The organism is Streptomyces violaceusniger Tu 4113 (assembly GCF_000147815.2).
Taxonomy (GTDB): domain Bacteria; phylum Actinomycetota; class Actinomycetes; order Streptomycetales; family Streptomycetaceae; genus Streptomyces; species Streptomyces violaceusniger_A.
In genome coordinates, this window is sequence record NC_015957.1 from 6,802,395 (window position 1) to 6,822,549 (window position 20,155).

Genomic DNA, 20,155 nt, shown 5'->3' on the forward strand with positions numbered 1-20,155 from the left:
TCACCGTACGCGACGACCAGGGGCTTTCCCGGTAGGTGTTCCGGTACGTCCAGTGGCGACGTCAGGGCGCGCTCGCAGTGCGCTGCCCGGCCTGGCCGCCGACGCCGACGACCGCTCAGGCGCCGGGCCGGTGTGACGCCGGCGGTCCCGCTCCGGAAGGCGGTGTCATGGCGGGGATGACGCCACCGGCGAGAACCGCTTCCCGCTGCCGGGGGGAGAGACGGTGGCGGACGGCGTACTCCTCGTCCCGGGTCGCGTTGCGGACGCGAAGTGTCGGGGCACCGGCCGGGGAGAGGGCCTCGCGCAGCCCGGACAGATGCATCCGGTCGTCGGTCTCGATGCGCTCGTAGTCGGCGGGATCCTCGAATTCCAGTGGCAGCACACCGAAGTTGGCGAGGTTCTGCCAGTGGATGCGGGCGTAGGACTTGGCGATGACGGCTCGCAGCCCGAGGTAGCGCGGCGTGATGGCGGCGTGTTCGCGGGAAGAGCCCTGTCCGTAGTTCGCACCGGCGACGATGAGATGCCCGCCGTCCTCCCGGACCGCCTCGGCGCGCCGCGGGTAGTCGGGGTCCAGCCGGGTGAGGGTGAATCCCGCCAGCTTGGGGATGTTGGAGCGGTAGGGCAGGGCGGCCGCCCCGGCCGGGGAGATCTCGTCGGTCGAGACATCGTCACCGGCCTTGAGGAGGACAGGGCCGTGCAGGCTGTCCGGCAGCGGATCCAGCTCCGGCAGTGCGGAGATGTTGGGGCCGCGTTCCAGCGATACGCGCGCGGCCTCGTCCGGTGGCAGCGGCGGCTCCAGCATGGCGTCGTTGTTCGCGGGCGGGTCGGGTAGGTCCGGCGCGGGAGGAGCCGCCGAGAGGCGGTCGGCCCAGTCGCGCGGATCCGTGATGACGCCGGTCAGCGCGGAGGCCGTGGCGGTCTCCGGTGAGCACAGCCACACCGCGTCGTCCTCGGTGCCGGAGCGGCCGGGGAAGTTGCGCGGGAAGGTGCGCAGGGAATTGCGTCCCGAGGCGGGTGCCTGTCCCATACCGATGCAGCCCAGACAGCCCGACTGGTGGATCCGGGCACCGGCGGCGACCAGGTCGAACGTCGCGCCGCGGCGCGTCAGGTCCTGGAGGATCTCGCGGGATGTCGGGTTGATGTCGAAGCTCACCCCGGCCGGGACCTGCCGCCGGGCCACCATGGCGGCCGGGACGGCGAAGTCGCGGAATCCGGGGTTGGCGGAGGAGCCGATGACGACCTGGGCGATGGGCTCTCCGGCCACCTCCCTGACCGGCACGACGTTTCCCGGAGACGTGGGCCGTGCGATGAGCGGCTCCAGGGACGACAGGTCGATCTCCTCGTCGAGGTCATAGGACGCGTCCTGTTCCGCGGTGATCTCGACGAAGTCATCGCCACGCCCCACCCCGTCGAGGAAGCCGCGCACCGCCTCGTCCGAGGGGAAGACGGTGGTGGTGGCGCCGAGTTCGGCCCCCATGTTCGCGATGACGTGCCGGTCCATCGCGGTGAGGGAGGCCAGACCGGGTCCGTGGTACTCCAGGACACGTTGGACGCCTCCTTGCACCCCGTGACGGCGCAGCAGCTCCAGGATCACGTCCTTGGCGCTCACCCAGGGAGGAAGTTCCCCGGTCAGCCGAATGCCCCAGACCTTGGGCATGGTGAGGTGGAGGGGCCGTCCGGCGATGGCGAGTGCCACTTCCAGGCCGCCGGTGCCGATCGCCAGCATGCCCAGAGAGCCGCCGGCGCAGGTATGCGAGTCCGAACCGGCGAGGGTTTTGCCGGGAGCGCCGAAGTGGTGCATGTGTGTGGGGTGTGAGACGCCGTTGCCGGGCTTGGAGAACCACAGGCCGAAGCGGCGGGCGGCCGAGCGCAGGAAGAGATGGTCCTCGGCGTTGCGCTCGTCGGCCTGCAGGATGTTGTGGTCCACGTACTGCACGCTGGCCTCGGTCCGGACCCGGTCCAGGGCCAGCGCTTCCAGCTCCTGCATCACCAGCGTGCCGGTGGCATCCTGCGTCAGCGTCTGGTCCACGCGCAGCGCGATCTCCTCCCCCGGCTCCATGCGGCCGGACAACAGGTGATCGCCGATCAGCCGCTGCGTCACGGTGCCGTGCGCACGAGCACGGGGCAGATCCATAGATCCACCGCCTTTCGGGGCGGAGCGTCCGGGCCCTCCGGGCGCCCCCCAGCGGGTTCCCGTCAGCTACCCCCATACTGCACCCATCGCCGGCGGCCAGGGTGACGGCCGGGCGCTGCGGATGCGCGGTCGGCAGCCGCCTCTTTGCGATCCGGCCCCCTCCGGATCATTTTTGTACTGACTCTTGACGAAAATCGGCGGGCGTTCGCATGCTGTGCTCCATGCCGACCAACTCCGAGAACAGGTTGCACATCGACAGACGGACGTTGCTGACCGGAGTCGCCGGGTCCCTGGGAGTCGCGGCGGGACTGCCCGCGACCGCGGCCCAGGCGTCACCCACGGAGCTCGCGCCGATGCGGCGACACCCGTCGAACTGGCCCCAACTCGAGCCCTACGGCCTCGCGGACACCCGGCCTGACCTGTGGCCGCGTCAGGACAACTCCTTCGTCCTCCCCCTCGAACGGCGCCCCCGCGACCGGGAGCGCGGCCTGGTCTGGATGCGGGACACCTACGTCAACTGCTTTGTCGTGGACGGCCGCCCGATCTACGTGGCCACCGGCACCACCCGCGTGCCCGGGCTCAGCGCGGCCGGCCCGTGGAACGACGGCATCTTCGTGTGGGTCTCCCCATCGCTTCGCGGGCCATGGCGGCTGGTGGACACGACCGGCATCCGGCCCGGCGCCGAGCGGGGCAAGGTGTGGTCGCCCGAGTTCGTCGGCGAGAACCGGCCCGGGCGCACGGTCGTCGCTCCGTGGCAGGAGTACTGGTACGACGACCGGTTCGGCAAGCGCGGCCAGGTCTGGGCCCCGGAGCTGCACTACTTCCGCGGCACCTGGTACCTCGTCGCGTGCATGGGCGACCACTCCCGGAAGGTGGGTTCGTTCCTGCTGGTGAGCGAGGGCGGGGTGGAGGGCCCGTACCGGCTCATCGAGGGCAACCTCGACAAGCCCTTCGGGGAATCGTTCATCGGAGGGCCGGATTTCATCGAGCCCGGCGCCTACCACCACATCGACGGCAGCCTCTACACCGAGGGCGACGACGCGTGGCTCGTGCTCCACAACGACCTGTACGCGCCGTTCCGGAACGACATGGAGGACATCGACCCGACGACCAAGCTCCCCACGTTCCAGCAGATGCCGTACTCCCCCGAGCCGTATCTCGAGGGCGCGTACGTGTTCAAGTACCGGGGCAAGTACTACCTCGTCCAGGCCGCGTGGGACCGTACGTCGATCGATTCCGACGGCAGCACGCGCTACGCCTACGACCCACCGGGCCCCGGCCGTGTGCAGTACCAGTACGACGCCGTCGTGGCCGTCTCGGACACCTTCGAGGGGCCGTACTCCCAGCGCTGGACCGCGGGTGTCGGGGCGGGCCACAACAACTTCTTCGTGGATCACGGCGGCCAGCTGTGGGCGACGTTCTTCCGCAACCCGAACTTCGGCTACTGGTCGCACCCGTCGCGCATCGCCGACGCCGCCGTCCCCGGTGTCGTGCGGCTGGAATGGACCGGCCCCGAGGGCAACCGCCTCTATGTCCAGCGCCGGAAGCGGGCTCGGGTCAGGGGGTGACCGGGCCCTCGAGCTCGACGATGATCCGGACGCTGTCGGGGCGGGACTCCGGGTCGCCGGCGAGCACCAGATCGCCGCCCGCTTCGGCGTCAGCCGGGCGGCCGCCCGATCCGCCCTGCAAGAGTTGGCGGCGGCCTTGCGTGAGCGGTGGTGCGCGGTACCGGTGCCGGGCGCCCGGTGCCGGGCGTCAGGCGTACACCTTGCGTACCCAGACGGCCAGCCCCTCGATGAGCAGCACCAGCGCCAGCACCATCAGGACGATGGTGGTGACCACCGGGAACTGCAGGACCCGGGCCGCGTTCAGCAGGTCGTAGCCGATGCCACCGGCGCCGACGATGCCGAGCAGGGTCGCCGAGCGCAGATTCACGTCCAACTGGTACAGCAGGTGTCCCACCACCGCCGGCCAGGCCCGGGGCAGGACGGATCCGAAGAACACCTGGTGCCTGCGGGCACCGGTGGCGACCAGGGCCCGGGCCGGGCCGGGGGCGGTCTCCTCCAGGGAGTCGGCCACCAGTTTGCCGAGCAGGCCGACCGAACCGACGCCGAGGGCGAGCGCGCCGGAGACCGCGCCCAGGCCGGTCACGACGACGAAGACGATCGCCAGGACGAGTTCCGGGATGGCCCGCACCAGGAGGATGACCGTGCGGAAGAACCGGGCCGCCCGGGGCGACCCCACCACGTTCCGCGCCGCGAGGGTGCCCAGCGGCAGTGCCAGGACCAGCCCGATGAGGGTGCCCGCGAGCGCGATCTGCAGGGTGACCCACAGATCGGCCCAGAGCTGGTCGCCGATCCCACCGGTGCCGGGCGGCAGGAAGTCGCCCACCGTCGGGAAGAACGACTCGGCGCCGCGCCGCAACGTGTTCCAGGACAGACCGGAGCGCACGGCCGAGGCCACGACCAGGGCGACGGTGAGCACCAGCCAGGTGGTGCGGCGGATCCGGCGGGCGTCCCAGCGCGGCAGGCTGCGGCGTACGGCCGTGCCGCCGTCTGCCGGGGACACCGCGATGGCGATAGCGGTGGTGGCCGCGGGGGCGCCGGAGGACGGGCGGGACGGAGCCGTGTCGCCCGGCCGCTCGACGCGGCGCGCCCCCTGGCGCTCCGGCCGCCGGCGCCGGGGCCGCCGCGCGGCGGTGACGTCCTGGAGCAGCGTGCGCCGGATGGCACCGGAGATCGACTCGGCCACGAAGCAGAGCAGCAGCAGGACCAGGGCGATGGCCATCGCCCGCTGGTAGTCGAGGGTGGTGATCGCCGTGGACAGCGCGTACCCCAGACCGTTGACGCCGACGAAGCCGAGCACGGCCGAGGCGCGCAGGTTGATGTCCAGGCGGTGCAGCGCGGTCGCCACCAGGGACGGCAGCGCCTGCGGCAGCACCGCGGCGGTGATCTGCTGCAGCCGGCCGGCGCCGGTGGCGCGCAGTGCGGTGCGCGGGCCCTCGTCGGTCTGCTCGACGGCGTCGGCGTACAGCTTGCCCACCATGCCGACGGAGTGGACGCCGAGCGCCACCACACCCGTCATCCCGCCCAGTCCGAAGACGCGGAAGGCGGCGATGGCGAAGACCACCTCGGGAACCGCGCGGCAGAGCACGATCACGCCGCGCGAGGCGAGACGGGCGGCTGTCCCCGGAGTGGTGTTGCGGGCCGCCAGCAGGGCCAGCGGCACGCTGAGCACCACCGAGAGCACGGTGGCGGAGACCACGATGGCCAGCGTCTGCCAGATCAGCGAGAACAGTTCACCGGCCGGCGGGAAGTCCAGTGGCAACGTCCGCGGCAGGAAGGCCACCGCGTTGTCTGCGCTGTCGGCGAGCGTGGCGATGTTGAGCCGGAGCGCGATGAACGCCCACACCCCGCCGATCACACACAGCAGCAGGGCCGTGGCCGCGCTGAGCCCGGCCGCGGTGGGGCGGGCCAGGGTCCGCCGGTGCGGGCGCGTGGCGCCGGGGCCGGGACCGGGGGCGGCGGGGGGCGCGGTCGGGGGATGATGGTCGACTACGGACACTCAGTCCCCCTTCGTGAAAGCCGCCGACGCGGCCACCGGGGCGGGGACGGATCCGGGAGGGGCAGCGGGGCGGGGAGGGACGGCCGAACCGGCCGCGACGGCGGCGGCCACGCCCTCGGCGCTCCCGGCGGCCACCTCCTCGTACAACCGCATCACCGTCCCGCGGTCGATGCCCTCCGTGGCCACGTCCATGACGACCCGGCCCGACCGCAGGCCGATGATCCGGTGCGCCCAGGACAGGGCCAGATCGACCTGGTGCAGGCTGCACAGCACGGTCAGTTCCCGCTCCTGGGCGACGCGCGCCAGCAGCCGCATGACCTGCGCCGAGGACTCGGGGTCGAGGGAGGCGACCGGCTCGTCGGCGAGCAGCAGGCCCGGTTCCTGCATCAGGGCGCGGGCCACGGCGACGCGCTGCTGCTGGCCGCCGGACAGGGTGTCCGCCCGCTGGAAGGCGTGTGCGGCCAGGCCCACCTGTTCCAGCCCGTCCAGTGCGCGTTCCCGCACCGCACGCGGGTAGCTGAGCAGCCCCAGCCGGGGTCCGCGCAGCGACCCGAGGGCGCCGGTGCACACGTTCTCCAGCACGCTGAGCCGCCCGACCAGGTGGAACTGCTGGAAGACGAAGCCGATCCGGCGGCGCAGCGCACGCAGCTCGGACCGGCCGGCCCGGGCCAGCGCGGTGCCGAGGACGGTGCCGTCACCGGAGGTCGGCGCCTGGAGGCCGTCGAGCAGCGAGAGCAACGTCGACTTGCCGGAGCCGGAGAGCCCCAGCAGCGCCACGACCTCGCCGGGCCGCACCTCGAACGACACATCGTCCACGGCGAGCAGCGAGTCGGCGCCGGTGCCGAACCGCTTCGTCAGACCGTCCAGCCGGATCACCGGCTCCCCGGCGGTGACCGGGGAGCCGGTGGCAGTGGCCGCGGTGGCGGTGGGGGCCGGGGCCGTCACGAGCGGTCCTTGCACTGCGCGTCCTTGGTCGCGTCGCAGACCGCGCGGACGCTGTCGTAGTCGGAGTCGTTCACCGCGGCGAAGCCCCAGTTGTCGTCGATCTTGCAGCCGTCGCCGGAGCAGTAGCCCTTGGACTCCATGTAGTCGGCGTTGCCCTTGGTCAGGAACGCGTCGATGATCTTCTTCTGCAGGCTCGCGGTGAGGTCGGTGGAGACCGCGGCGGGCGAGCCGGGGATCTCGGAGGACTTCCAGACCGTCTTGAGCCGGCCCTTCTTGAGCTTGCCCTGCTTGATCAGGTCGCTGTCCACCATGGTGTCGAAGGCGAAACCCGCGTCGCAGTCGCCGGAGGCGACCGACAGCGCCGAAGCGTCGTGACCGCCCGCCATGACCTTGGTGTAGTCGGCGGCCTGCACGCCCGCCTTCAGCAGACCGGCCTGCGGATAGAGATAGCCGGACGTCGAGGTCGGGTCCACGAAGCAGACCTTGTGGCCCTTGAAATCGGCGAGGCTGTTGATGTCCTTGGAGCCGCTGCGGGTGATGCCGTACGACTTGTAGCCGGGCTTCGCACCCTTGGCGGTGACCAGCGCGCCGGCCAGCTTCACACCCACTCCGCTGTCCTTGGCGACGACGTAGGAGAGCGGCCCGTAGAGCGCGACGTCCGCCTTGTGCGCCCGCTGCGCCTCGATGACGGCGGCGTAGCTGGTCGCCTTCTGCATCTGGACCTTCTTGCCGGTCTCGGCCTCCAGCAGCTTGACGAGCGGGGCGTACTGCTGGGCGAGGGAGGTGGAGTTCTCGGACGGGATCGCCGCGACCACCAGAGAGTCGGGATCCCGTCCTTCCGACGTGGAGCCGTTGTCCGAGGCACTGGCGCCGCAGGCCGTGAGCACGAGCGGCAGCAGCGCGGCGGCGAGGGGAAGGCGGAGGTGGCGAGGCATGGGTCGTCCTTCGAGCGGTGGGGCGATTCGGGCCTCTCGGGGAGCTGAGGGCACCGGCGATAACGCCCACCTTGCGGAGAACAGGTGTGCACGCCCCTCGCCGTCGGTTACGGCTGTCTGAACGGTGCGGGAGACAACGGGTGGCTTGACCGGACAACCCGGGGGTCCGGCACCGTCGTGCCGGACCCCCGGGTTGCCTGGTTTCGCTTTGTACGCGTCAGCGCCGGCCGACGTCGCCGCTGTCGTCGGTGGCGTCGGTGGTGGCGTCGTTCGTGTCGTTGGTGGCGTTGGTGGCGTTGGTGGCGTCGTTCGTGTCGTTGGTGTCGGCCTCGCCCGCCTCCAGCAGGCCCGCCGCAGCGCCCACGATGCGGGGGTCGGCGACGGCGACGACCTCCTCGTCCTTGTCGGTGTAGTCGAAGCGGGCGAGCACGCTGCGCATGGCCTCGACGCGGGCCCGCTTCTTGTCGTTGCTCTTGACCACCGTCCACGGCGCGTACTCCGTGTCCGTCTCCCGGAACATGGCCACCTTCGCGGCGGTGTAGTCGTCCCAGCGGTCCAGAGCGGCCAGGTCCATCGGGCTGAGCTTCCACTGCCGTACGGGATCCACCTGGCGGATGGTGAAGCGGGTGCGCTGCTCGCTCTGGGACACCGAGAACCAGAACTTCACCAGGTCGACGCCGTCGTCCACGAGCATCCGCTCGAACAGCGGCGCCTGCCGGGTGAAGCGCTGGTACTCGTCCTGCGAGCAGAAGCCCATGACCCGCTCGACGCCGGCCCGGTTGTACCAGGACCGGTCGAAGAGCACGATCTCACCCGCGGTCGGCAGATGCTCCACGTACCGCTGGAAATACCACTGGCCACGTTCGCGCTCGGTGGGCTTCTCCAGCGCGACGACCCGTGCGCCGCGCGGGTTGAGGTGTTCGGTGAAGCGCTTGATCGTTCCGCCCTTGCCTGCCGCGTCCCGACCCTCGAAGACGATGACGAGCCGGCGTCCGGTCTCCTTGATCCAGCTCTGCAGCTTCAGCAGTTCTATCTGCTGCAGGCGCTTGTGCCACTCGTACTCCTTGCGCTCCATGCGCTGCGGGTACGGGTAGTTCTCCCGCCAGGTGTCGACCGGGCTTCCGTCCGGCCGGATGAGCACGGGGTCGTCGTGGTCGCTGTAGTCGACCCGCAGGTCGGACAGCTCGGACAGCAAGGGCGGCGTTGTCATCCAGTCCTTCCTTTCGGCTCTCAGCGGAACTGCGGCACAATCAGATAAATTCCGTACGCCACCACCGCGGCGCACGCCACAAAGCACAGGCCGGCCTGGGTGAGGCCGACGGTGGAGCCGGTGCCGTTCTCCTCACGGGCTGCCTCCATACGGGCGAGGCCCAGGACGCCGAGGGCGAAGACGGTGACCACGGCAATGGTGACGCCGATGCTCACCGCGGCGACCTGGCCGAGTGCACTCCAGTCGAGATGCATCGCTTTCAACTCTCCGTGATTCAGGCGGACTTACGCGGCCGTGCCGACGTTGGCCGGCGGCTCGGTGCGGATGGTGACCTCGTGGGCGTCGTTGACGTTCTTCGCGTCCACCGGGTTCCGGCGCGAGAGGAGCACGATGCCCCCGGCGAGGGCCGCACCGACCAGGGCGACGACCGCCGCGCCGATGTTGCCGCCGTTGGTGACCACGCTCGCGGAGACGCCGCCGACCAGCGCGGCGGCGGGCAGCGTGACCATCCAGGCGATCACCATGCGGCCCGCGACACCCCAGCGCACCTCCGCCAGCCGTCGGCCGAGCCCGGCACCCAGGATGCTGCCGGAGGCGACCTGCGTGGTGGACAGGGCGAAGCCCAGGTGCGCGGAGGTGAGGATGACGGTGGTGGAGGCGGTCTCCGCGGCGAAGCCCTGCGGCGACTGGATCTCGGTCAGGCCCTTGCCCATGGTGCGGATGATCCGCCAGCCGCCCAGGTAGGTGCCGAGGCCGATGGCGAGCCCCGCGGAGGCGATCACCCACAGCGGCGGACCGGCGTCGTGGCCGAGAGAGCCCGCCGAGATCAGGGTCAGCGTGATGACACCCATGGTCTTCTGCGCATCGTTCGTGCCGTGCGCGAGGGAGACGAGCGAGGCCGAGGCGATCTGACCGATCCGGAAGCCCTTGGTCACCGACTTCTTGCGGGCGCGGTCGGTGAGCCGGTACGCGAGGTAGGTGGCCAGCAGCGCGGCGACACCGGCCACGATCGGCGAGGCCACCGCGGGTATCAGCACCTTCTCGACGACCTTGTCGAAGTGCACGCCGTGCGAGCCCGCACCGACCCACACGGCCCCGATGAGACCGCCGAACAGCGCGTGCGACGAACTCGACGGCAGCCCGACCAGCCAGGTCAGCAGATTCCAGAGGATCGCCCCGACCAGCCCCGCGAAGATCATGCCTGGGGTGACCAAGGTGTCGTCGACGATGCCACCGGAGATGGTCTTGGCGACCTCGGTGGAGAGGAAGGCGCCGACGATGTTGAGGATCCCGCTCACCAGAACCGCGGTTCTGGGGGTGAGCGCGCCGGTGGCGATGGAGGTGGCCATCGCGTTGGCCGTGTCGTGGAAGCCGTTGGTGAAGTCGAAGGCGAGGGCCGTGACGATGACGACCGCCACCAAGAAGGTGATGTGGTCCATTCCTGCATGCAAACAAGCTCAGGACAATGCTCGGCGAACTCGCGGCAAAGGCAGTACAAGAACGACGCGCGCAGGTCGTGGGCATCGTTGTCAGCGCGGTGTCACCGCGGTGGATGAGACCCCTCTCACCCGGTCGGACCCTGCCGCTCTCACCCGGTCGGACCCTGCCGCGCGGCCGGGCGCCACGGGTCCCGCGAACGTTGAGGAGGCATAGCCCTCAAGAGGGAAGCCAATGCGAAGATCTCAGGCGAATCCCTCAGAACACCTCAAGGGAAGCGGGAACATGATGGTGGCGACTCCGGCTCTCGGCCCCGGACGCGGACTGGCCCGCGCACGCGTCGCGGCGGCCGGGTGCGCCGTGGCGGTGTGCGCGACCGTGGCGGCCCCGGCCGCCGCGCGGGACGACACGTCCGGCGGAAAACCCACGGTGGTGCTGATCCACGGCGCGTTCGCGGACGGCTCGAGCTGGAACGGTGTCATCCAGCGCCTGGAGCGCCACGGCTACCCCGTCATCGCCCCCGCCAACCCGCTGCGCGGTCTGTACACCGACTCCACCTACATCGCCTCCGTCCTGGACAGCATCAAGGGCCCGATCGTGCTGGTGGGCCACTCCTACGGCGGCGCGGTCATCAGCTCGGCCGCGGCGGGCCACCCCCGGGTGAAGTCGCTGGTGTACGTGTCCTCCCTGATGCCCGACAAGGGCGAGAGCGGCCAGTCGCTGGGCGCCCGGTTCCCCAGCGAGCTCTCCACCGCCATGAGGACGGTCCCCTACCGGGCCGGTGGCAGCGTGCGGGGCAAGGACCTGTACCTCAAGCGGGACAAGCTCCACCGGGTCTTCGCCGCGGACCTCCCGGCCAGTACGGCGAGGCTGCTGGCGGCGACCCAACGGCCCGCCACTACGGCCGCGTTCTCGGAGAAGGCCAAGGTGGCCGCGTGGCGGCAGATCCCGTCCTGGGTCCTCGTGGCCAAGCAGGACAAGACCATCAACCCCCGGCAGGAGCGCTTCCAGGCCAAGCGCGCCCACTCCCACACCGTGGAGATCAACTCCTCCCACGTGGCCATGATCGCCCACCCGCAGGAGGTCACCGACCTCATCATCAAGGCCGCCACGGCCACCGGCTCGGCCCGGCCGTCGCCCGCCGCCAAGCCTTCCGACTCCCGCGCCGGGGCGGAGTCCCGGCCCGCCGACACGGCCGCCGCGTGGGTGACCGGGGGCGCGGCGGCCCTTCTGCTGGGCGGTGGGGCCCTTGTCCTCGGCCGCCGCCGACGTCGGCGGTCGCGCTGACGAAGGCCGGCTCGCGCCGTCGTGTTCTTCGCGCAGGGAGGGCGGCATCCGCTGGGCAGGGCGGCATCTGCTGGCCAGGGCGGCATCTGCTGGCCAGGGCGGCTACAGCCAGCCGTGCCGGCGGGCGACGCGAGCCGCCACGTGGCGGTTTTCCGCGCCGAGTTCGGCCGCGGCGGCCGACAGATAGTTGCGCACCGTCCCGGGGGACAGCGCGGCGCGGGACGCGATCTCCGCCACCGGTGCCCCGTCCTCGGCCAGCGACAGCATTTCCGCCTCGCGGGGAGTGAGTGGCGACTCGCCCGCGGCGATGGCGTCCGCCGCCAGCTCGTGGTCGACGTAGCGGCCGTCCGTGTGCACCGTACGGATGATCTCCGCCAGTCGCCGCGCGGACACCGTCTTCGGCACGAAACCGCGCACGCCCGCGCCCAGCGCTTCTTTCAGCGCCCCGCCCCGGGCGTGGCTGGTGACGATCATCGACGTGCACTCCGGCACCACCTCCCGCAGCGTCGCCGCCACCGACACCCCGTCGCATCCGGGCATCCGCAGATCCAGGACGGCCACGTCGGGGCGGTGTGCCCGGGCCATGGCCAGCGCCTCGTCGCCGGTTCCGGCCTCCGCCACCACGGTGATGTCGTCCTCCAGCGCGAGGAGGGAGGCGAGGGCGCCCCGGATGAGGTGTTCGTCGTCCGCGAGCAGAACCCTGATCATTCGGGCGTCTCCCAGGGAATTGTCGCGGTCAGGCGGAAGATCCCGCCCGAGCGCCGTTCGGTGGTCAGCGTGCCGTCCACCTCGACCAGGCGCTCGCGCAGCCCCGGCAGGCCGCTGCCGGTGCCGGGCCGGGGGCCCGTACCTGCACCGTCGTTCTCCATCACGAGCGCCACCCAGCCCGAGACCGTCGCGCGCACCGACACCTCGCAGCGCGAAGCGCCCTGCGCATGGCGGAGCATGTTCGTCGTGCCCTCGCGGACCACCCAGCCGAGCGCCGCCTGCGTGTGCGCGGGCAGCCGCGCCGCCGGACCGTTCTCGATCCGGCAGTCGATCCCGGCCGCCTCCAGTACGGATCGGGCCCCGGCCAGCTCGGTGAGCAGGTCGGCGGTGCGGTAGCCGCGGACCACCGCGCGGATCTCCCGCTGTGACTCCTGCGCGATGTGCTGCACCTCCTCCATCTGGGCCACCGCCTCTTCCCGGCCCCGCCGCGCCAGTTGCACCGCGAGCTCGCTCTTCAGCGCCACCACCGCGAGGTTGCGGCCGAGCACATCGTGCAGGTCGCGGCCGAAGCGCAGCCGCTCCTCCGCGACGGCCAGCCGCGCCTGTGTCGCCCGCGCCTTGGCGAGCTCCTCGATCAGCCGCACGCTCCAGCCGGTGACCCGCATCGCCGTGGCCATGAACGGCACCATGAACAGGATCGCGCCGACGGCGAAGGCCAGCGGCTCCCCCGACAGCCCGCTCACCACCGCCGCGCCGAGCGCCGCCACCGGCACCGCCCCCACCAGCGCCACCCCGGCGCGGCGCGGCAGCGCCAGCATCGGCGGGCCGGCGTAGAACATCAGCAGCCAGAACAGGTAGGGGGCCAGGTCCCGGTCCCCGATGCGGCCGGTCACCAGCAGCGCGCAGCCCAGCGCGGCCATGGCCGCGGTGGCGGCGACGTACAGCGCGACCAGCCCGACCGGACGGGGTCCGGCACCGAGGTAGCGGCGCAGGGCCGCGCGGGAGAGCAGCAGCTGGGCGCCGACGTGTGCCGCGCCCACCGCCGCCACCAGGGCCGACCCGAGCGCGCCGGCGTCCGACGTCTTGACCCAGAACGCCCACAGCGCGGCCTCGGTGGCGGCGAAGAAGGCGAGGGAGCCGAGGGTGTAGCGGCGGTAGCGCTCGGGGCCGTCCGGGCCCCCGAGCCGCTCCACCCAGGTCTCCACGCTCATGCTCCCCGGCCCCGTAACCGCGGGCCGCGACACCTCGGGCCGCGCCACCTCGGGCCCTGTCATCACGGCCTCCGCCACCTCGGGCTCCGCCACCTCTGACTCCATCACCTCGGGCTCCGCCACCTCGGGCTCCCGCCCTTCTCAACTCCGCGGTCCCCAGCGGAACCGCCGACGCACAGCAAACACCGCCAGGCCCGTCCATGCCAGCGCGAGGATCACCGCCCGGAGCTGATCCACAGCGGCCAGGTCATCCGTCCAGCCGCCCCGCAGCAGGTCCATCACCGGCGAGAACGGCAGCCAGGCGGCGACGTCGGCCATCGTGTCCGGCATCACCTCACGCGGCGCGAAGACCCCGGAGCCGGCCATGGTCACCAGCAAGAACGGCAGGAACGTCATCTGAGCACTCTCCGATGTCCGGGTGAACGCCGCCGTCAGCGCCGCCCCGGCGACCAGCATCGCCACACCACCGAGCAGACCGAGCACCGCCAGGTGCGGCGCGGCCGGTGCGTCCGCGTCGAGGAACGCGGTCATCCCTACCGCCAGCAGCAGGGACTGCACGACCGCCAGCAGGAACGCCGGGAGCGCGCTGCCGACGAGGATCTCCCAGTCGCGTACCTCGCCACTGCGCAGCCGCTTGAGCACCAGGCCCTCGCGACGCACCACGTACACACCGACCAGATACGTGTAGACGGAGAAGAGCAGTGCCATGGCCAGCGCGGCGGGCAGCATGACGGTGGCCACCGACAGGCCGGTGCCGCCCAGGTCCAGCTCCTCGACCGTGCCACGCATCGCGAAGGCCATCGTGCTGGGCAGGATCACCGCGGTGACCAGGGACGCCTTGCTGCGCAGCAGCAGCGTCAGCTCGGCGCGGCCGAGGGCGGTCATGCGGTCGGCGGCGGTGCGCCGGGTGGCCGTGGCCACGGACGTACGTGCCGTACGGGCTGCTGACGTCGTCATCGTGCCTCCTCGCTGTCCAGGCCCTTGGCGATCTCCATGAACGCCTCCTCCAGCGTGGCCGACCGGACGTCGAGACCACGCAACTCCACATCCCTGTCCCGGGCCCACAACAACAGCGCCGTGGCCGTGCGCTGCAGATCGGCGGTCTCCAGCCGGACCGTCCCCCCGGTCTCCTCGTAGCTGGTCACCCCCAGCGGTGCGAGCGGCGGCACATCGCCCAGGAAATGGTCCCGGGGCAGCTCGAAGCTCATCCGCGAGGGCCGCTCGGCGACCACGTCGGCAACCCGCCCCGAAGTGGCGATCCGCCCCGCGTGCATGATGGCCAGCCGGTCGGCCAGTTGCTCGGCCTCTTCCAGATAGTGGGTGGTGAGCAGCACCGTCGTGCCCTGCTGCTTCAACTCCCGGATCAGCTCCCAGGTCTCGCGGCGGGACTGCGCGTCCAGGCCGGTCGTCGGCTCGTCGAGGAACAGCACCTCGGGCCGTCCCAGCAGGGCCAGCGCGAGATCGAGGCGCCGGCGCTCGCCACCGGAGAGCTGCTTGACCCGCACCGCGCCCCGCTTGGAGAGCCTGGTCAGCTCCAGGGCCTCGGCCACGGGGCGGGCGCCGCTGGTGCAGCCCGCCCACATGCGCGCGGTCTCCGTGACCGTCAGCTCCGTCGGGAAGCCGCCCTCCTGGAGCATCACGCCGATACGGGGGCGGACGGCGGCGCGTTCGCGGTACGGGTCGCGGCCGAGCACCCGGACGGTTCCGGCGGTGGGAGTGGCCTGCCCCTCCAAGACCTCGAGGGTGGAGGTCTTACCGGCCCCGTTGGTCCCCAGCAGCGCGAAGAGCTCACCGCGGGCGACCGTGAGGTCGATGCCGCGCACGGCCTCGAAGCCCCGATAGTGCCGCCGTAGGTCGGCGGTTTCGATCACAGTGTCCATGCATTCCAGACTCCCGGCGCGACGGGCCCGGTGGCAGTGCGGTCTGTCATGCGTCCATCTGACATCTGTCATGCGAACCCTGGAGATACGTCACCGGAGATACCGTCAGAGGTCTTTGACGGCGTCGGTGAGCGCCTGGTCGAGGATGGCGGCGCCGTGGGCGATCTCGTTGTCGCTCGCGGTCAGCGGGGGCGCGATCCGGAAGGTGCCTCCCATGCCGGGCAACTGGACGATGTTCATGTGCAGCCCGAGTTCGAAGCAGCGCCGGGTGACGGCCGCGCCCAGCCGGTCGGCGCCACCGGCGCCCAGGGTCTGGTCGCCGGCCAGTTCCATTCCCAGCAGCAGGCCACGGCCGCGGACATCGCCGACGGCGTCGTGGCGGGTGGCGAGCTCGTCGAGATGACCGCGCAGTGCCGTGCCCAGCCCGCGCGCACGCTCATCGAGGCGGTCGCGGACCAGCACCTCGAGGACGGTGTTGCCGACGGCGGCCGGCAGCGGGTCGCTGACATGGGTGGTGAAGAACAAGAACCCCCGCTCATGCGCCCGCTGCTCGATCTCCGGGCTGGTCACCACGGCGGCCAGCGGCAGCCCCGCGCCGAGCGTCTTGGACAGCGTGAGGATGTCCGGGACGACACCCTCGTGCTCGAAGGCGTACCAGTCGCCGGTGCGGCACAGCCCGGTCTGCGCCTCGTCGAGGATCAACAGCATGTCCCGCTCCCGGCACTTTTGTGCCAGGGCGGCGAGATAGCCCGGCGGGAGTTCGATGACGCCGCCGGAGCTGAGGATCGGTTCGACCAGGCAGGCGGCGAGGCTGCCGACCGACTGGGCGTCGATCAGGTCGAACCCCAGGTCGAGCTGGCGGCGCCAGTCGAGCACGCCCTCGGCGTCCACGAAGTCGGGGTGGAAGCGGTCCGGGACCGGCAGCGCGAAGTTGCCCGGCGCGGCGGGTCCGTAGCCCTTGCGCCCGGCGCTGTAGGTGGCGTTCGCGGCCGCCTGGGTCATCCCGTGCCAGGAGCGGGCGAACGAGACGACCTCATGGCGGCCGGTGACGAGTTTCGCCATCCGCACCGCGGCCTCGTTCGCCTCCGCCCCGGTGGTCAGGAGCAGCACCTTCTCCAGCGGCTCGGGCAGGGTCTCGGCGAGCCGGCGAGTGAGGTCGACGACCGGGCGGCTGAGCATGCCGCTGTGCAGATGATCGAGGAGGGCGACCTGCTCGCGAACGGTCGCGACGATCGCCGGGTGGGAGTGGCCGAGGATCGCGCTCATCTGGCCGGAGGTGAAATCGAGCAGCTCGCGACCGCTCTCGGTGAACACCGATGTGCCCGCGGCGCGGGCGATGATCTCGGAGGTGAACGGGGCATGGCCGCTGTAGCGGATGAGGTGGCGCTCCGGGGCGGCACCGGCAGTCTCGGAAGGCATATGAACGACGGTAGGGATGCGCCGCTGCGCGTGTCCATCGCACAGATCCGACCGCTCTGTCAGGCGGAACCGTACAGCGAGATCGTACGGCCGAACCTACAATCGGTCGCATGCTCAACTCGGGGCGGCTGCGGCTGCTCAGCCTGCTGGAAACCCTGGGTACCGTCCGCGCGGTCGCCGAGACGCTGCATCTGAGCGCCTCGACGGTGTCCCAGCAACTGGCGGTCCTCGAGACCGAGACCCGGTGCCGGCTGCTGGAGCGGACGGGGCGGAAGGTGCGGCTGACTCCCGCCGGTCTGCTGCTGGCCCGTCGCGGCCGGGAGATCCTGGACCAGATGGCCGAGGCCGAGGCCGAGTTGCACGCCCTGAACGACGAGCCCATCGGCACCGTACGGCTCGGGGCGTTCCAGAGCGCCATCTACACCCTCGCGGTCCCGGCGGCGACCCGCCTGGCCACCACCCACCCGCGGCTGCACCTGGAGCTGATCGAGCTGGAGCCGCACGAGAGCGGACCGGCCCTCCGCTCGGGGGAGGCGGACGTCATCGTCACCACCACCGACTACGTCGGCCTCTCATGGGGCGCGGACCTCGAGATCCTTCCTCTGGGAACCGACCCGATCGTGCTGGTGCTGCCACCTGACCACCCCCTCACCGGCCGCACGACGGTGAGCCTCGCGGCATGCGCGGAGGAGACATGGGCGTGTGACCGGCCGCAGTCGTATATGGCGGATCTGACCGTACGGCTGTGCCGCGAGTCGGGCTTCGAACCCCGGGTGGCCTGCCGGTTCAGCAACTATCTGATGCTGCTGCAACACGTCGAGTCGGGCCGGTCGATCACCCTGCTGCCCGCCCTCGCCATCACACCGGACCACGCCGTCACCACCCGGGAGCTCAGCACACCGGTGCACCGCAACATCGCCATCGCGGTGCGCCGCGGCACAACGCAGCGCGCGGCGGTGCACGCGGTGGTCGCGGCGCTGCGCGACCACCCCGAACTCCCGGCCCTGTCCGCACCGCACCTGCGTCCCGGCCGGGAACAAGGTGGCTTCGGTGCGTGATATTTTCGGGCTGCCGTGCGCTGCCGCGAACCGAGGAGGTGAGACCGATCAACGCTGTGACAGGTCGGGCCTCCCTCCCCCGCATGGTCCAGGGAGTGCCCGCGGAAGGCATCCCGAAAGGCTTGAAACGCCATGCGCTTCGCCTCTGAGACATCGTCCGACGGTGTCCGCGAACAACTTTTCACCCTTGGTGAGATTCCCGGTGTGCTGTGGACACCGGAAGGTGCTGCCGGTACGCGTCCCCTGATCCTGATGGGGCACGGTGGCGGTCGGCACAAGAAGGCCCCCGACATCCTGGCCGGGGCGCGCCGCTATGTGGCCGATTGCGGTTTCGCGGTGGTGGCGGTCGACGTGCCCGCGCATGGCGACCGTCCGGTGGTCGAGGAGTACGACCGGATCGCGGCCGAGAACCAGGCTCGGGTGGCGGCCGGAGAAGAACTGGCCCCGCTCATCGCCGAGTTCCAGGCGCGGGTGGCCCGCCGGACCGTCCCGGAATGGCGGGCGGTGCTGGACGCGGTCCAGCGACTCGAACACGTCGGCGCCGGGCCGGTGGGCTACTGGGGAGTCTCACTGGGGTGCGGACTCGGCGTTCCGTTCGTCTCCGCCGAACCCCGGGTCCGCGCGGCGGTGCTGGGGCTGGGTGGGGCCTTGGCCTCGGCCGGGGACGCCGCGCGGATCACCGTCCCGGTGGAGTTCCTGGTGCAGTGGGACGATGAACGAGTGCCGCGGGCCGAGAGTTTGGCGCTGTTCGACGCCCTGGCCTCGGCCGAGAAGACGTTGCACGCCAACCCGGGCGGGCACGGGGACGTCCCGGCCTTCGAGCTGGACGGCGCGCTGCGGTTCTTCGTCCGGCACCTCGGCTGATGGTGCCCCCGGCACAGCCACGCCGATCGCGGCGCGGCTGTGCCGGGGGGCTCAGGTGATCCGGGCGTATTCGCGGAACTCCCAGTCGGTGACGTATCGCTGGAACCTGGCCAGCTCATCGCGCTTGAAGGTGAGAAAGGCGTCCACGAAGGGCTTGCCGAGCACATCGGTGAGCCGGTCGTCGGCTTCGAGCGCGTCGAGTGCCCGGCCGAGGCCGGTCGGCAGCGCGGCGGTGGTGCCCAGGTCGTGGCCTTGGCCGGTCATCGGCGCCGGGGGCTCCTCGGCGGCGGCGATACCCAGATGGGCCGCGGCGAGCACACCGGCGATGGCGAGGTAGGGGTTGGCGGTGGCATCGCCGAGGCGCACTTCCAGACGGGTGGCGCCGCCGCGCTCGGGCGGGATGCGCACCAGGGCGTTGCGGTTGTCCAGGCCCCAGTTGATCAGCCAGGGGGCCGTCGTGTCCGGGCCGAAGCGCTTGTACGAGTTGACGGTGGGGTTGAGGAGCGCGGAGAGCGCGGGGGCGTGGGCGAGCACTCCGGCCATGGCGTGGCGAGCCGTGGCGGACAGGCCGTAGGCGCCCCGGGGCGCGTCGAACACGTTCCGGCCGTCCGCGTCGACGAGGGAGAGGTGCAGGTGGAAACCCGAGCCGCCTCCGTCGTTGAACGGCTTGGCCATGAACGTGGCCAACCTGCCCTCCCTATGGGCGAGTTCCTTGACAGCGGCCTTGAAGCGAAAGGCCCGGTCGGCGGCGTCCAGCGCCTCGCAGTGGCTGAGGTTGATCTCGAACTGGCCGCTGTCGAACTCCCGGTTGCCGCCACTGACGTCGAGCCCGAGGGCGTGCAGCGCCCGGACGGTCCGCAGAAGGTGCCCGTCCGGGTCGCCCTTGCGGCCGGTCGTATAGACGTGGCCCGGGGCGGGGGCGTAGCGCCGCCAGCCGACGGGCGAGGCCGGGTCGGGGTCGAGCAGGACGTACTCCAGCTCCGGGCCCACCACCGCGGTCAGGTCCTCGTCGATCAGCAGGCCGATGACCTGACGCAGCAGATCCCGTGGCGATTCGGGCACGGGCAGTCCGGTGGCCGGGTCCCGGACGTCGCCGATGCACCCGGCCACACCCGGTTCCCAGGGCAGCGCGACGAGCGTGGTGAGGTCGGGGCGTACGAGGATGTCCGGCATACCGGCCTCGAGACCACCCGGGATGTGCGAGTGATCGCCCAATGCGCCCGTGTGATAGACGGCGCGACTGAAGGCGAGTCCATGGCCGACCGCATGGGGCAGGTGGTGCAGCAGGATATCCCGACTGCGGTCGGAGCCCATCATGTCGGGATAGGCGACCCGTACGACGTCGATGCCCTCGGCGGCGAGTGCCTCGGTCCGTTGGCGGACGCGGTCGGCTGTCTCGGCGCTCAATGGTCGCTCCGCAAAAGTTATTTGATGCCAAACGGGAGGGCCCACACGATACGAGGCGGCCGGGCCGTCCACAAGGGATCGCCACGATGCGGCCAG

Annotated in this window: 18 protein-coding genes; 4 read left to right on the forward strand and 14 right to left on the reverse strand. The window is 71.4% G+C overall.

Annotated features, from left to right (window positions below; all coding sequences use genetic code 11):
* Window positions 1-115: 115 nt before the first annotated feature.
* Entirely contained in the window at window positions 116-2,134 is a 2,019-nt protein-coding gene (locus tag STRVI_RS27570; RefSeq protein WP_014058919.1) for an aconitate hydratase, read from the reverse strand.
* 221 nt (window positions 2,135-2,355) lie between these two features.
* Between STRVI_RS27570 and STRVI_RS27575 the strand changes: the two genes are divergently transcribed.
* On the forward strand, window positions 2,356-3,702 hold the full coding sequence (locus STRVI_RS27575) for a family 43 glycosylhydrolase (protein ID WP_043239937.1): 1,347 nt from the start codon (window positions 2,356-2,358) through the stop codon (window positions 3,700-3,702).
* Here the strand turns inward: STRVI_RS27575 and STRVI_RS55650 are convergent.
* The 7 genes from STRVI_RS55650 to STRVI_RS27605 all read right to left on the reverse strand — a co-directional run bounded on the left by STRVI_RS55650 (window position 3,692) and on the right by STRVI_RS27605 (window position 10,227).
* Window positions 3,692-3,823 (reverse strand): hypothetical protein, encoded by a 132-nt coding sequence (locus STRVI_RS55650; RefSeq protein WP_286012062.1) that lies wholly within the window; start codon window positions 3,821-3,823, stop codon window positions 3,692-3,694. The genes STRVI_RS27575 and STRVI_RS55650 overlap by 11 nt on opposite strands.
* 66 nt (window positions 3,824-3,889) lie before the next feature.
* A complete protein-coding gene (gene phnE, locus STRVI_RS27580; protein WP_014058921.1) occupies window positions 3,890-5,698 on the reverse strand; it encodes a phosphonate ABC transporter, permease protein PhnE in 1,809 nt (602 codons plus the stop codon).
* On the reverse strand, window positions 5,699-6,643 hold the full coding sequence (gene phnC, locus STRVI_RS27585) for a phosphonate ABC transporter ATP-binding protein (RefSeq protein WP_014058922.1): 945 nt from the start codon (window positions 6,641-6,643) through the stop codon (window positions 5,699-5,701).
* Complete coding sequence (locus STRVI_RS27590; RefSeq protein WP_014058923.1) at window positions 6,640-7,578, reverse strand: phosphate/phosphite/phosphonate ABC transporter substrate-binding protein; 939 nt, start codon at window positions 7,576-7,578, stop codon at window positions 6,640-6,642. The genes phnC and STRVI_RS27590 overlap by 4 nt, the downstream gene beginning before the upstream one ends.
* Window positions 7,579-7,795: 217 nt before the next feature.
* Complete coding sequence (ppk2, locus tag STRVI_RS27595) at window positions 7,796-8,788, reverse strand: polyphosphate kinase 2 (RefSeq protein ID WP_014058924.1); 993 nt, start codon at window positions 8,786-8,788, stop codon at window positions 7,796-7,798.
* A 20-nt stretch (window positions 8,789-8,808) separates the two neighbouring features.
* Window positions 8,809-9,042: a hypothetical protein gene (locus STRVI_RS27600; RefSeq protein ID WP_014058925.1), complete on the reverse strand. Its 234-nt coding sequence runs from the start codon at window positions 9,040-9,042 to the stop codon at window positions 8,809-8,811.
* A gap of 30 nt (window positions 9,043-9,072) precedes the next feature.
* Window positions 9,073-10,227: an inorganic phosphate transporter gene (locus STRVI_RS27605; protein WP_014058926.1), complete on the reverse strand. Its 1,155-nt coding sequence runs from the start codon at window positions 10,225-10,227 to the stop codon at window positions 9,073-9,075.
* Window positions 10,228-10,510: 283 nt separating this feature from the next.
* On the opposite strand from STRVI_RS27605, the gene STRVI_RS27610 reads away from it, so the two are divergent.
* Window positions 10,511-11,512 carry an alpha/beta fold hydrolase gene (locus STRVI_RS27610; RefSeq protein ID WP_014058927.1) on the forward strand — a complete coding sequence of 334 codons (1,002 nt, stop codon included), beginning with the start codon at window positions 10,511-10,513 and terminating at the stop codon, window positions 11,510-11,512.
* Between the two features lie 102 nt (window positions 11,513-11,614).
* Here STRVI_RS27610 and STRVI_RS27615 read toward each other — a convergent pair whose 3' ends face one another.
* The 5 genes from STRVI_RS27615 to STRVI_RS27635 all read right to left on the reverse strand — a co-directional run bounded on the left by STRVI_RS27615 (window position 11,615) and on the right by STRVI_RS27635 (window position 16,730).
* Window positions 11,615-12,220: a response regulator transcription factor gene (locus tag STRVI_RS27615; RefSeq protein ID WP_014058928.1), complete on the reverse strand. Its 606-nt coding sequence runs from the start codon at window positions 12,218-12,220 to the stop codon at window positions 11,615-11,617.
* Window positions 12,217-13,554, reverse strand: coding sequence for a sensor histidine kinase (locus tag STRVI_RS27620; protein WP_014058929.1), 1,338 nt, complete (start codon window positions 13,552-13,554; stop codon window positions 12,217-12,219). The genes STRVI_RS27615 and STRVI_RS27620 overlap by 4 nt, the downstream gene beginning before the upstream one ends.
* Window positions 13,555-13,572: 18 nt before the next feature.
* Window positions 13,573-14,388: an ABC transporter permease gene (locus STRVI_RS27625; protein WP_014058930.1), complete on the reverse strand. Its 816-nt coding sequence runs from the start codon at window positions 14,386-14,388 to the stop codon at window positions 13,573-13,575.
* Window positions 14,385-15,311 carry an ABC transporter ATP-binding protein gene (locus tag STRVI_RS27630; protein ID WP_014058931.1) on the reverse strand — a complete coding sequence of 309 codons (927 nt, stop codon included), beginning with the start codon at window positions 15,309-15,311 and terminating at the stop codon, window positions 14,385-14,387. Before STRVI_RS27630 ends, STRVI_RS27625 begins: the two co-directional genes overlap by 4 nt.
* Before the next feature lie 105 nt (window positions 15,312-15,416).
* A complete protein-coding gene (locus tag STRVI_RS27635; protein ID WP_014058932.1) occupies window positions 15,417-16,730 on the reverse strand; it encodes an aspartate aminotransferase family protein in 1,314 nt (437 codons plus the stop codon).
* Window positions 16,731-16,840: 110 nt separating this feature from the next.
* Between STRVI_RS27635 and STRVI_RS27640 the strand changes: the two genes are divergently transcribed.
* Complete coding sequence (locus tag STRVI_RS27640) at window positions 16,841-17,788, forward strand: LysR substrate-binding domain-containing protein (protein WP_014058933.1); 948 nt, start codon at window positions 16,841-16,843, stop codon at window positions 17,786-17,788.
* A 132-nt stretch (window positions 17,789-17,920) separates the two neighbouring features.
* Window positions 17,921-18,652 carry a dienelactone hydrolase family protein gene (locus tag STRVI_RS27645; RefSeq protein ID WP_014058934.1) on the forward strand — a complete coding sequence of 244 codons (732 nt, stop codon included), beginning with the start codon at window positions 17,921-17,923 and terminating at the stop codon, window positions 18,650-18,652.
* 51 nt (window positions 18,653-18,703) lie between these two features.
* Here the strand turns inward: STRVI_RS27645 and STRVI_RS27650 are convergent, their stop codons facing one another.
* Window positions 18,704-20,059, reverse strand: a complete 1,356-nt coding sequence (locus STRVI_RS27650) for a glutamine synthetase family protein (RefSeq protein ID WP_014058935.1) — start codon at window positions 20,057-20,059, stop codon at window positions 18,704-18,706.
* Between the last annotated feature and the right edge of the window lie 96 nt (window positions 20,060-20,155).